General features: G+C 63.5%; 8 protein-coding genes, 1 tRNA gene and 1 pseudogene. 7 read left to right on the forward strand and 3 right to left on the reverse strand.

Annotated elements, in window-relative coordinates:
- Nucleotides 1-83 precede the first annotated feature (83 nt).
- Together ABUE31_RS12025 and ABUE31_RS12030 are read left to right on the forward strand one after the other, a co-directional pair.
- Nucleotides 84-2,159, forward strand: a complete 2,076-nt coding sequence (locus ABUE31_RS12025; protein ID WP_367723843.1) for a lytic transglycosylase domain-containing protein — start codon at nucleotides 84-86, stop codon at nucleotides 2,157-2,159.
- Nucleotides 2,160-2,251: 92 nt separating this feature from the next.
- Nucleotides 2,252-3,136, forward strand: a complete 885-nt coding sequence (locus ABUE31_RS12030) for an alpha/beta fold hydrolase (protein ID WP_367723844.1) — start codon at nucleotides 2,252-2,254, stop codon at nucleotides 3,134-3,136.
- A 271-nt stretch (nucleotides 3,137-3,407) separates the two neighbouring features.
- Here ABUE31_RS12030 and ABUE31_RS12035 read toward each other — a convergent pair whose 3' ends face one another.
- Nucleotides 3,408-4,607, reverse strand: coding sequence for a porin (locus tag ABUE31_RS12035; RefSeq protein WP_367723845.1), 1,200 nt, complete (start codon nucleotides 4,605-4,607; stop codon nucleotides 3,408-3,410).
- Nucleotides 4,608-5,028: 421 nt separating this feature from the next.
- Here ABUE31_RS12035 and ABUE31_RS12040 point away from each other — a divergent pair.
- From ABUE31_RS12040 to ABUE31_RS12050, 3 genes are all read left to right on the forward strand, one after another.
- Nucleotides 5,029-5,118: transfer RNA gene (locus ABUE31_RS12040), tRNA-Ser, on the forward strand.
- Between the two features lie 305 nt (nucleotides 5,119-5,423).
- The gene (locus tag ABUE31_RS12045) at nucleotides 5,424-5,741 is read left to right on the forward strand and encodes a hypothetical protein (RefSeq protein ID WP_367723846.1); all 318 of its coding nucleotides are present in this window, start codon (nucleotides 5,424-5,426) and stop codon (nucleotides 5,739-5,741) included.
- A 102-nt stretch (nucleotides 5,742-5,843) separates the two neighbouring features.
- Nucleotides 5,844-7,490, forward strand: a complete 1,647-nt coding sequence (locus tag ABUE31_RS12050; RefSeq protein WP_367723847.1) for a tetratricopeptide repeat-containing sulfotransferase family protein — start codon at nucleotides 5,844-5,846, stop codon at nucleotides 7,488-7,490.
- On the opposite strand, the gene ABUE31_RS12055 is transcribed toward ABUE31_RS12050, so the two are convergent.
- Nucleotides 7,487-8,253 (reverse strand): IS5 family transposase gene (locus ABUE31_RS12055; protein ID WP_367722482.1). Its coding sequence is split into 2 segments (ribosomal slippage): nucleotides 7,487-7,929 and nucleotides 7,929-8,253, totalling 768 coding nucleotides; the frame shifts between segments, so codons are not numbered across the junction. The two genes, ABUE31_RS12050 and ABUE31_RS12055, sit on opposite strands and share 4 nt — an antisense overlap.
- Nucleotides 8,254-8,586: 333 nt before the next feature.
- Between ABUE31_RS12055 and ABUE31_RS12060 the strand changes: the two genes are divergently transcribed.
- Together ABUE31_RS12060 and ABUE31_RS12065 are read left to right on the forward strand one after the other, a co-directional pair.
- The gene (locus ABUE31_RS12060) at nucleotides 8,587-9,729 is read left to right on the forward strand and encodes a porin (RefSeq protein WP_367723848.1); all 1,143 of its coding nucleotides are present in this window, start codon (nucleotides 8,587-8,589) and stop codon (nucleotides 9,727-9,729) included.
- A 202-nt stretch (nucleotides 9,730-9,931) separates the two neighbouring features.
- A pseudogene (locus ABUE31_RS12065) lies at nucleotides 9,932-10,858 on the forward strand (tyrosine-type recombinase/integrase).
- Between the two features lie 81 nt (nucleotides 10,859-10,939).
- Here ABUE31_RS12065 and ABUE31_RS12070 read toward each other — a convergent pair.
- Nucleotides 10,940-11,869: a dimethylarginine dimethylaminohydrolase family protein gene (locus ABUE31_RS12070; protein WP_367723849.1), complete on the reverse strand. Its 930-nt coding sequence runs from the start codon at nucleotides 11,867-11,869 to the stop codon at nucleotides 10,940-10,942.
- Nucleotides 11,870-11,877: the final 8 nt, after the last annotated feature.

Genomic DNA, 11,877 nt, shown 5'->3' on the forward strand with positions numbered 1-11,877 from the left:
AAGCACATGGTTTACCGACCGTTCACCATCCGGCCGGTAGGCTCGCTCTACCCGTTCCGGTCCAATTCGTGTAAGGACAGGACATGATCAGCAAGCCGCATCGGGGCCGCGCAAGCTGCTTCACGCTTCTCGCCGCATCGCTGGTGCTGACGCCCGCCGCCGCGCAGGAGGCCGCCGAGCAACCGACAATGGCGATGCCCGTCCTGCCGGACGCGGGAGACATCGCCGCGCGCGGGCGCCTGCTTCCACTGCAGTTCGGCCTCGACGCACTCAGCCGCGGCGAAGTCGCGAATGCGCGGCGTATCCGCGACCGCCAGCCGGAGGGATCGCTCGACCGCCATATTCTCGCCTGGGCCATCGCGATGGACGGGGGGCCGGACATACCGAGCCTCGACATCGCTGCCGCGGCGGTGGTCCTGCCCGACTGGCCGGGCGTCGCGGCGATGCGCCGGAACAGCGAGCGTGCGCTCTACCGGGAGGACCCTGACGCCCGCAGGGTGATCGAGATCTTCGGATCGTCGCAGCCGCGCACGCTCGACGGCGTCGTGCTGCTGGCGCGGGCCAATGTGTCGCTCGGCCAGACGAAAGAAGCCTGGGCCGTCCTGTCGCCGTTCTGGCGCACCAGGAAAATGGAGGCGCCGGAGGAGCAGCGCATCATCCGCGAATTCGGCGAACTCCTGACGCCCGAAGACCACCGCTGGCGCATGGAGCGCATGCTGCACGCCGAACGCATCAGCGCAGCCGAGCGGGTGGCCAAGCTCGCCGGCGCCGAGCCGCTGGCAAAGGCATGGGCGGCGGTCATCCGCAACGAGAAGAAGGCTTCCGAACTGCTGAAGGCAGTGCCGAAGGAGATGCGCTCGGCCGGCTACTACTTCGCGGCGGCCCGATACCTGCGGCGCAAGGAGAAGTTCGCGGAGGCCGCCGAACTGATGCTGATGGCGCCGACCGATGCCGGATCGCTGGCGGATGCCGATGCGTGGTGGCTGGAGCGCCGGGTTCTGTCGCGCGAACTGATGGACGCGGGCGACATGAAGCTCGCCTACCGGATCGCCGCCGCGCATTCGGCCGAAAGCCCGGTCGAAGCGGCGGATGCGGAATTCCATGCCGGCTGGTATGCGTTTCGCGGCCTGAACGACGCCACCACGGGCGCGAAACACTTCCTGCGGATCGCCGACCTCGCCAGCGGCTCGATCTCGCTGGCGCGCGCCTATTACTGGCTCGGCCGCGCGGTCGAGGCGGGCGCCGCGATCGATACGCAGGCCGGCCGCACGTCGCCGGCGGACGCAAAAGCGTATTACGAAAAGGCGGCCGCCTTCGGCACCACCTTCTACGGCCAGCTCGCCGCCGAGCGAATCGGCGGCAGGACGCTCAACGTCGACTATCCCGAGCCGACGGCGCTCGACCGCGACCGGTTCGAGCGGCGCGAGACGGTGCGGGCGATCCGGCTTCTCGAACGCTGCGGCTACCTGACGATGGCGGATACGCTCTATCGCGCGCTCGCCGACGAACTCAGCGCACCGGCCGAACTGGCCCTGCTCGCCGCGATGGCCGACAGCCGGGGCAACCATGTGCTTGCCTTGAAGGTCGGCAAGATCGCCGCCGGCCGCGGACTGGACATCGGCGCGCTGTCGCACCCAGTCGGCGCGATCCCGGCCGACGCAGAAATCTCCGCCTCGGGCAAGGCGCTCGCCTATGCGATCGCGCGCCAGGAAAGCGAGTTCAATGTCGGCGCCGTCTCGCATGCCGGCGCCCGCGGTCTGCTGCAACTGTTGCCCGGCACCGCGAAGTCGGTCGCCAAGAAGGCCGGTCTCGCCTACTCGATGGACAAGCTGACAACCGACGCCGGCTACAACGCGACGCTTGGCGCGGCCTTCCTGGGCGAGCAGCTCGGCCGCTTCGACGGCTCCTATGTGCTGACCTTCGTTGGCTACAATGCCGGGCCGGGTCGCGCGCGCCAGTGGATGCGACGCTACGGCGACCCGCGCGGACAGGACGTCGATGCGGTGGTCGACTGGATCGAGCGCATTCCCTTCGAGGAAACGCGCAGCTACGTCCAGCGCGTGATGGAGAACTACCAGGTCTACAAGATGCGGCTCTCCGGCAGCTTCGACATCGAGAGCGACCTGGTCAGGGGCCGGCAGGTCACGGCCTCGCAATAACACGGCGGATACGATTTCCCTGGCCGTCCCGGCTTTGCCGAGCGGGCCAGCCGATGCTATCTGCAGGGGCGACCACAGATCGGGCAGCCGCAATGACCGCAGATTCCGGATTCACAGACCTCTACTATTCCGCGACCGACGGGCTGAAGCTGCACGCCGCCGTCTATGGCGAGGGGCTGAGGCACACCACGCCGGTCGTCTGCCTGCCGGGCCTTTCGCGGAATGCCCGCGATTTCCACGAGCTGGCGCTCTACCTGTCGCGGCGCGAGGAACGCCCGCGCAAGGTCGTCGTGTTCGACTATCGCGGCCGCGGGCTCTCGGCCTACGACCGCGCCTGGAAGAACTACAATGTCGTCGTCGAGGCGGACGACGTGGTCGCGGGACTCGTCGCGGCCGGCGTCGAAAAGGGACACTTCATCGGCACCTCGCGCGGCGGGCTGATCATCCACCGGCTCGGATCGGTGCGCCCCACCGCAATCAGGAGCGTGGTGCTCAACGACATCGGGCCGGCCATCGAAGGCGAAGGGCTGGCGCAGATCCGCTCCTACCTCGAACAGGCGCCGAAGCCGCGGGACATGGCCGAAGCGGTGGCCATCCAGAAGGCGGCGCACGGCGCAGCCTTCCCAGCGCTTTCCGACGCCGACTGGACGCGATTCGCAGACGCGATCTACAGGGAACAGAAAGGACGGCCGGTCGCCGACTTCGACCCAGCGCTTCTGAAGGTGGTGAAGGGTTTCGACCTCGACAAGCCGATCCCCGTCATCTGGCATCTGTTCGAGGCGCTGCGGGGCATGCCGATGCTGGTCGTTCGCGGCGGGAACTCCAAGCTGCTCTCGGCAGCCACGCTGGCGGAAATGGCGAACCGGCATCCGGACTGCCAGACGATCACGGTGGAGGGGCAAGGCCACCCGCCGATGCTCGAGACCGGCGACCTGCCGCAGGCGCTGGCCGCGTTCTTCGACAAGGCGGAGGCGTGACGGCCGCCTGACCCGCGGCGTCGCGGAGAGCGCCCTTCCGCGGAGAAGCGGACGGGGCTTGCCGAATATCGACGGCAAGGCACAGGGGCCTGCGGGCAGAGAGCGTTTCGCCTCGGACGCCGCAGTCCGGGCTTTCCGATATTCAAACCGACTTTCGTCCCCCACGCAGGACTTGTGCCTGAGGGCCGCGCGGTCGTGCCGACCGGAAACAAGAAAAACGGCCCGCGCTCGGTTGAGCGCGGGCCGCCTTGAGACTTACGTCGTCAGCCTATCAGCCGCCGAAGTTGGCCTGCAGACGCAGGAAGCCGCCAAAAGCGTCAGCATCGTCGTCGCTGTCGAAGTTGTCGGTGTAGATGATTTCCGGCTTGATGAGGAAGTTGTCGACCAAGTAGTAGTCGAGGCCAACGACCGTCGAGAAGTTGTCGAAATCATCGTAGCCGATTTCGAGGTTCGCCGTCATCTTCTCGCTGAACTTCCAGGCGCCGCCGAGCCAGAAGGCCCAATCGCCACCCCACTGCGCGTAGTAGTTCAGGCCGAAATTATCGTCATCCTTCGAACCCCAGCCGGCCATCACGAAGGCCGACAGAGCGTCGCCGATGTTGAAGTCGACACGACCCTTGACTGCGAACTCTTCCCAGACCGAGTCATAGCCGGCAACGAGCGAAACGCCACCCCAACCGCCGGTGTAGCCGACGCCGCCGACCACATGCGGAACGTAGCTGTCGATCGCAAAGGCGTCGATGCTAATCGGAGTCGGAGCGGGGAGGTAGCTGCCCGTACCGCCACCATCACCGGTTTCAAGAGCAACCGCGGCCGAGAAGCCGTTGCCGCCGTTGAAGGTGTAGGCGATCTGGTGGGTGCCGAACGGACCGTACGGAATGATACCGTCGTTCGCGACGCCCGACGCGTAGCCGGTGAAGGTCGAGAACAGCGAGTCCGTCTTGCCGACGCGGAAGCCGCCGAGTTCGATGTAGGCATGCTCGATGCTGACATAGTCGTTCGACGTGGTGATGCCGTAGCCGTACGCACCGGGGTCGATCTGAATGCCGAACACCTTAACACCATTGGTCTGCGTGTCATAGTTGAAATTGACCGCAGCATAGGTGCGCAGCGTGCCGAGTTCGGTCTCGGTGCGGCTGTCGACGCGGAGCTGGAAGCGAGCACGCTTGAAGTACGTGTCGTTGGTATCAACGTCGCGATCGTCAAAGAACGCATCGTCGATGTCATCCTTATCGACGACGTCAACGAGGCCGTTGGTGTCACCAATACCGATGTCGTAGCGGACGTAGCCGGAGACCTTCAAGCAGGTCTCGGTGCCCGGGATGTAGTAGAAGCCGACGCCGTACGTGTCGCAGATGCGAACGTATTCCATCGGTTCCGGCTCAGCGATCACCACCGCGTCGGCGGCGCGCGCACCGGACACTGCGACCATCGCCGCAGCAGAGCCGAGAAGCAGCCCCTTGATGTTCATTTTCTGACCTCCAGTCAAAAGTTAATAAGCGGGTCTGGGCTTTTTTGCTGAAGGACAGCTTTCCCTGCCCCATCCCCAATTCCGAAAAAACATGCGCACCGCGCTGCTTCTTCACCGCCGACATTACCCATCACGGTTCGTCGTTCAACCACGATATGGGCTTTGCCACGACCCGCCGACCGCTATCCCGACGCGCTGTTGCACAAATGACACGATTTGGCGGGCGGCGGAAAGCTTAGGTTAACCATTGGACCCCCGGCGCATCGTGCAGCCCGCTTTGCAGGGTGGCAAAAACCCGGGGAATCGCGAGGTCCCGACGATGCCGGTCGATTCGAGCGTTTCCGGGCCAGCACCTGTTTTTTCGACGCCGACAGGTATTCCAGTTGATTGTGCCTGGCCTTTTCATTATCCAGCGCGCGACGGAGAGGTGGCCGAGTGGTCGAAGGCGCTCCCCTGCTAAGGGAGTAGAGGCGAAAGCTTCTCGTGGGTTCGAATCCCATCCTCTCCGCCATGCCGATGGAGCATATTGAGGTAGACGCTCGCGTATGCGGCCTCAAACGACCAGATCCCCGGATTCGGTACCTTGCTCCGTCTTCAGAAGAACTGATGCGTCCGGCCACAGGACGAACCAACCATGGCGCAGTTTGCGGGCTGATATGGCGTGGCGGTAGATTGCGCCTGACAGCCTAGCAGGGCCAGCGTCGCAAAAATGATTACGATCCTTGGAAGCATGGCGGAGTACCCTTGTCTTCTGCTGTCGCCAGTTATTAACGATTGCCGTGGCAGATAGTGCTGACACGGACGGCGGCGAGATCCATGACAAAATGGCTTGCAGTATGCATTGTGGCTGCGATCGCTGGCGGTTGCACCTCGACTCCCGCAGAATATGCGGCCACGCTTTCACCCAAAGATCCCAAATGGCAGTCCCCTCAATGCAGGACGACGCGGGCGGAGGCCGCCACCTTCGAGCAGCGGAAAGTCAGTTGGGCGGCCGGCGCCCTGCTCGGCCCGTATGGCCTTGCAATCGCAGCGGCAGCAAAGGAGCATCAGGAAAAGCAGCGGCGCAAACTCGCTCGCGAGATGCATCTGAATTGCTCGACCAAGCCGCTACCCAAGTCGCTCCAACGAATCTAGGTTCTTTGGATTCGGCTTTGATCCAGCCCGTTGGAACTTCTCATGCCCTGGTGACGAACCCTTCGACTGGATTTGCCGCCCGCTTGTTGCTAGGCAATCTCGATGAGCAGACTGCCCGCCTCGTTCGCCAAGCACCTGAAGCCCGTCCGACGTCCGGCGACGCCGCCGCCGGTTGCCAAGAAGACCGTCAACGGCGTCGACGAGTTGCTTCGGCGCGCCAAGGAGTTCCACGACAAGGGTGATTTCACCGAGGCCGAAAAGCACTGTGTCATGGTGCTGGCCCGCGATCCCGGCAATGCGCAGGCGCTGCTGCTGGCCGGCTCACTGGCGCGCGGCGTCGACGATCTCGGGCTGGCCCTGATTTTCTTCAGGAAGGCGCTAGCGCGGCAGCCGAAGTCGGTCGAGACACATCTTGTGCTCGCGGCGACCTACAGCGAGGCGCACGAACACGACAACGCAATCAAGCACTTCCGGGAAGCGCTTTCGCTGCAGCCGGGCAAACCGGCCGCGCTTGGCGGGCTCGGCCAGGCCTATACGGCCGCCGGAAAAGCCGAACTCGCCCTGCCGCAGTTCGAAGAGGCCTTGCGGTCGATGCCGGAACACCCCTCGCTGCGCCTCGACCATGCCAACGCGCTGATTGCGCTCGGCCGGATGGAAGAGGCGGCGGATCTCCTGCGCGAAAACATCGCGCTCGGGCATCGCGTGGCGGCTTCGTATCGCACCTTGGCCGACACCCGAAAGTTCTCGACCGAACCGGCCGAACTCAAGGCGATCCTGGAAAAGCTGGAGGAAAACGGGCTTCCTCCGAAAGAGAGCGTGTCGCTACATCACGCGGCCGGCAAGATCCTGAACGATCTCGGGAAATACGATTCGGCCATCGACCACTTCCAGGAAAGCAAGATCGTCAGCGGCCACGGCTTCGACCTCGACGCGTTCCGCCGGAAGATCGATAGCCTCGTAGCCGGGTTCACGCCGCAACTGCTGAAGTCGAAGGCCGGCTACGGCAACCCGTCAGAGGCGCCGGTGTTCATCGTCGGCATGCCGCGTTCCGGCACGACTCTGACCGAACAGATCTGCGCCAGCCATCCCGCCGTCCATGGCGCGGGCGAGTTGAGCAAGCTCGGAACGGTCGTGCGGACCGGAGGCTACAATCAGGCGCCGGACGGATCGATAAAGAAGACCCTGCAATCCATTACCCGCGACGAGGCGCGGTCGATGGCGCGCGAATATCTCGACTTCATACGGGGCACGGCGCCCTCGGCGGCCCGTATCGTCGATAAAATGCCACATAATTTTCAGCACGTGGGCATGATCGCGCTGCTCTTCCCGAACGCGAAGATCATCCATTGCACGCGCGACCCGATCGACAACTGCGTCTCGTGCTTCTTCAACACGTTCAACGAGAATCACGGCTACAACACCGACCTGCATACGCTCGGGCTGTACTACCGCGAGTACCGCCGCCTGATGCAGCACTGGAATACGCTCCTCCCGGGCCGCATTTTCGAGGCCAACTACGAGACGATGATCGCCGACCAGGAGGCCGAAACGCGGCGCCTGATCGAGTTCCTCGGCCTGCCCTGGGACGATGCCTGCCTTCGCTTCTACGAAACCGATCGCTCGGTGACGACGCCGAGCCGCTGGCAGGTGCGCCAGCCGATCTACAGATCGTCGGTCAAGCGCTGGAAGAAGTACGAACACAAGATCCAGCCACTGATCGAATCGCTCGGCGACCTGGCGGACGTCTAGGGCGTGGACTCAACTGAACGCATCCAGAGTCTAGCCGAAGCGAGTGCGACAGCGGCGAGGAAGTTCGTGGCGTGCTTTTCGAAGCGAGTGGCGATGCGCCGGAACTGCTTGATCTTGCAGAAGAAGCGCTCGACCAGGTTGCGGCGTCTGTAGAGTTCGTGATCGACGGAGCGTTGGGCCTTGACGCGGCTCTGGGTCGGGATATGGGCCTCACCGCCTGCCCTGCGGACGAGATCGATGATGGCGCGGCTGTCGTAGCCACGGTCGGCGACGAGCGCCCGAGCTGGCGGCAATCCCGCCAGAAGATCTGGCACGGCGGTCTTGTCTGACGCCTGCCCAGGCGTGATCAACAACCGGACCGGCAGTCCGTCTTGATCGACGACGGCATGGATCTTGGTGCTCAGTCCGCCACGAGAACGGCCGATGGCGTGATCCGGACCCCCTTTTTTCCACCGGCTGCGTGCTGGTGGGCCCGCACGATCGACGAGTCGATCAGGTGAAGAGACTGCGGCGACTGGGCCGCCAGGGCCTCGAACAGGCCGAGCCATACCCCCTTCTTGGCCCAACGATTGAAGCGGTTGTAGACCGTCGTGTATGGCCCATACCGTTCCGGCAGATCACGCCACGGCGATCCTGTCCTCAGCACATAGAAGATGCCGTTGACCACCCGACGGTCGTCAACCCGACGCTTACCCTTGCCAGCCGCAGGAAGTAGCGGCTCGACAATCCGCCACTCCGCCTCGTTCAGATCGTATCGCGCCATTTCAAGGCCTCCTTCCGGAACCCTTGAATCAACACCGCGACCAATCAGCAAGGCCTATTGAGTACGCGCCCTAGTCCGGACCGTTGCTGCGCGGGGGCGGCAGGCCGGTCGCCGCGAGGCGCATGCCGCCCGGCCGGTTCGCGCCGGGCGCCCGTCCCACGTCCTGACCGGCCGCTTCCCGGCACGATTCGCTCACCCCGATGCCCGGGCCGCGTCCTTTGATTGGCATGCGGCCGCCATGCCAGCTTCTCCCTGAACCCGTCGCCCAACCGATGTCGATGGGAAAAACTCAATGATTTCAATGCATGTCATTTTTTGACTGGAGGTCAGAAAATGAACATCAAGGGGCTGCTTCTCGGCTCTGCTGCGGCGATGGTCGCAGTGTCCGGTGCGCGCGCCGCCGACGCGGTGGTGATCGCTGAGCCGGAACCGATGGAATACGTTCGCATCTGCGACACGTACGGCGTCGGCTTCTACTACATCCCGGGCACCGAGACCTGCTTGAAGGTCTCCGGCTACGTCCGCTACGACATCGGCGTTGGCTACAACGGTCTTACGGATATCCGGGACAAAGAAGACGGCGATCTGAACGACACGTATTTCAAGCGCGCCCGCTTCCAGCTGCGCGTCGACAGCCGTGCCGAAACCGAGCTCGGCACGCTGCGCACCTACGCCGCGATCAACTTCAACTACGACACCAACGGCAACTATTACTCGAGTTCCGTTCCGTTGGTCACGGATTCGTCCGACTATGTCGGCATTGAGCATGCCTACATCGAGCTCGGCGGCTTCCGCGTCGGCAAGACGGACTCGCTGTTCTCGACCTTCACCGGCTACGCGTCGGGCGTCGCGAACGACGGTATCGTCCCCTACGGTCCGTTCGGCACGCACCAGATCGCCTACACCTTCAACGGTGGCAACGGCTTCTCCGCCGCGGTCGCTCTTGAAACCGGTGACGGCAATGGTTCGCTCAACTCGTCCGACCCGAACATCTACTCGATCGACAGCTACGTGCCGCATGTCGTCGGCGGCGTCGGCTACACCGGCGGCTGGGGTGGCGTGTCGCTCGTTGCCGGCTACGACTCGGTCTGGGAAGAAGTCGCCGTCAAGGGTCGCGTCGACTTCAACATCGGCGACGCTCTCTCGGCCTTCGTGATGGCCGGCTGGGCTTCCAAGGACGAGGACATCGTCCGCAACATGACGACTGGCCCGAACTATTACGGCCAGTGGGGCGGCGACTGGGCCTTGTGGGTCGGCGGCGCCTGGAAGTTCAACGAGAAGACCACGCTCAACGTCGAAGTCGGCTATGATGACGCCGATAACTTCTCGACGGTGGTTGGCCTCGACTACTACCTGGTCAACAACTTCCTCATCAAGCCGGAAGTCGTCTACTACGACAACTTTGACGACGACATGGGCTACGACGGCGACAACTGGGGCGGCTTCCTCCGCTTCCAGGCCAACTTCGGCGGCTGATCCAGCCAGTGCCGGCGTCTAGAAGGCCGGCTGACAAACAAACCGAAGCGGCCCGGGTCAGAAAACCCGGGCCGCTTCAGGCACTAGTCTGCCAGGGGTATCCGCCAGGAGGGGGTGGCGGCCTTGTGCATATCGGCCAGAAATTGAACTTCATCCAGACCGCGAAGCGTCGTAAGAAGCCTCGCGAATTTGGGAAATGAAAATGTCAAAATGGGCTGATCACCTAGCAAAGCAGAACGCGATTCCGCCGCCGGACGGAAATCAGACGATAAGCTTCACCTACGGCGGCGAGCGGATTGTCAAGAAAGTTGATACTTATACTATTTCAGAACTTTTCTCGGCTCACGGGGCCGTGCTATGGAATGAAGGACGTCACAAAGATAATGTAAGGTCATTTCTAGGAGAAATTGACGAAATACTTCTGGGTCAGAGGTTCAGCACTTTCGATCAGGAGACTTTGGACGGGCTTGTGCAAGCCCTCAGAGATCGCGGCAACAGCAATGCAACGATCAACAGGAAGATGGCTGCGCTCAGCAAGTTGCTGCGCAAGGCGTACAAGATGGGAAATATCTAAAACCTACCGGAATTTCGCCGGCAGAAGGAAAAAAGCGGGCGCATCCGCTTTCTCGAGATAGACGAAGAGGACCGCCTCTTCGATCGCATTCGCTTTCACTCCGTCGAATACCATGAACTGTCCGTTTTCCTGGTGGATACCGGCGCCAGGCTCGGCGAAGCGATCGGCCTGCGCTGGAACGATATCCACAACGGCTCGGCATCCTTCTGGCTGACCAAGTCGGGTCGCAGCCGTTCAGTCCCGCTTACCAGCCGTGTCAAGGACATACTTAGTGGCATGGACCGCCGGTCGCCGGGGCCATTCGCAAAAATCAAGCAATACCAGTTCCGCGCCGTCTGGCACAAGGCGAAGGCCGAGATCGGGCTTGCCACCGACAGCGAACTGGTGCCCCACACGCTGCGCCACACCTGCGCGTCGCGGCTGGTGCGCGGCGGCATCGACATCCGCCGCGTGCAGATGTGGCTCGGACACCAGACGCTGCAGATGACGATGCGCTATTCCCACCTCGCCACGCACGACCTGGACGTCTGCGTGCCGGTGCTGGAACGGCGCTGAGCCAGCGCGGCCGAAGGCAAGGAACGAGCAGCCAGGCGCTGTAGTCCGCGCCTGAACCGCCCGCGTCCGCCACACGCCCGGTCATTCCGGTGCGCGCCTCAGGGCCTGGGCCATGCAATGGATGCCGCCGCCCGTCTTCGAGATCTCGCTCATGTCGACGGCGGCGACATCGAAACCCAGCGCCTTGAGCTTTTCGATCAGCGTCTTCGACACGGTCGGCGCGATGACGCGGTCCCTGCCGAGCGACATGAAGTTGCAGCCGAGCGCCATCGTGTCCTGGAACGGCACGTCGACGATCTCATGGCCCTTGCCCTTCAGCCAGTCGACGATGCCGGGCTCGGTGCAGGCGAGGCAGACGGCCGTCAGTCTATCGGCGATCGGCACCACCATCAGGTCGATGTGCACGTAGTATTCGTCGATGAAGGCAAGCCTGGTTTCCCAGCCTTCCTTCTCGAACCACTCCTGCACCTGGCGGGCGCCCTCCTCCTGGGTTCGCGCGCCGCCGCAGCCGATCAGCACGACGCCCTCCTCGATGACGTTGAAGTCGCCGCCCTCGAAGGTGCCGGCCGTCACCATGTCGTAGATCGGGATGCCGAGCTTCTCGTAGGTGCGGATGGCTGCGTAGTTCTCGCCGCGCCGCCACCAGTTGGCCATCGCGGTGATGATCGCGCCATAGGGGGTCATGACGCTGGAATCGCGTGAATAGACCTGCATCGGCAGTTCCGGGGTCGGATCGTGCCAGTGGACCTTCACGCCGAAGTTCTCGTAGGCGGCGACCAGATCCTTGTGCTGCGCCTGGGCGGTCTGGATGTTGCAGGGGTTCTCGCGCAGGTGCTTGCGCGACAGCGAACTGGTCGCAAGATGGCGCAGATAGGCCGGCGATCCCAGCAGCACGTCGGTCAGCGGGTCGGTCTCGTTGCGGAAGCCCCAGTTGCGCAGCGGCGCCGTGCCGCCCGCCGGATCGCGGCGCTGGAGCGAAAAGGGCTCGGCGATCGTTTCGTGACGCGTCATGTCGGTCT

Origin of the sequence: Mesorhizobium marinum (assembly GCF_040813675.1) — a bacterium.
Classification (GTDB): domain Bacteria; phylum Pseudomonadota; class Alphaproteobacteria; order Rhizobiales; family Rhizobiaceae; genus Mesorhizobium_K; species Mesorhizobium_K marinum.

Bases quoted from the DNA above. Each gene is read 5' to 3' on its own strand.
- ABUE31_RS12025 (WP_367723843.1), top strand. From the start codon at position 84: ATGATCAGCAAGCCGCATCGGGGCCGCGCAAGCTGCTTCACGCTTCTC.
- ABUE31_RS12030 (WP_367723844.1), top strand. From the start codon at position 2,252: ATGACCGCAGATTCCGGATTCACAGACCTCTACTATTCCGCGACCGAC.
- ABUE31_RS12035 (WP_367723845.1), bottom strand. From the start codon at position 4,607: ATGAACATCAAGGGGCTGCTTCTCGGCTCTGCTGCGGCGATGGTCGCA.
- ABUE31_RS12045 (WP_367723846.1), top strand. From the start codon at position 5,424: ATGACAAAATGGCTTGCAGTATGCATTGTGGCTGCGATCGCTGGCGGT.
- ABUE31_RS12050 (WP_367723847.1), top strand. From the start codon at position 5,844: ATGAGCAGACTGCCCGCCTCGTTCGCCAAGCACCTGAAGCCCGTCCGA.
- ABUE31_RS12060 (WP_367723848.1), top strand. From the start codon at position 8,587: ATGAACATCAAGGGGCTGCTTCTCGGCTCTGCTGCGGCGATGGTCGCA.
- ABUE31_RS12070 (WP_367723849.1), bottom strand. From the start codon at position 11,869: ATGACGCGTCACGAAACGATCGCCGAGCCCTTTTCGCTCCAGCGCCGC.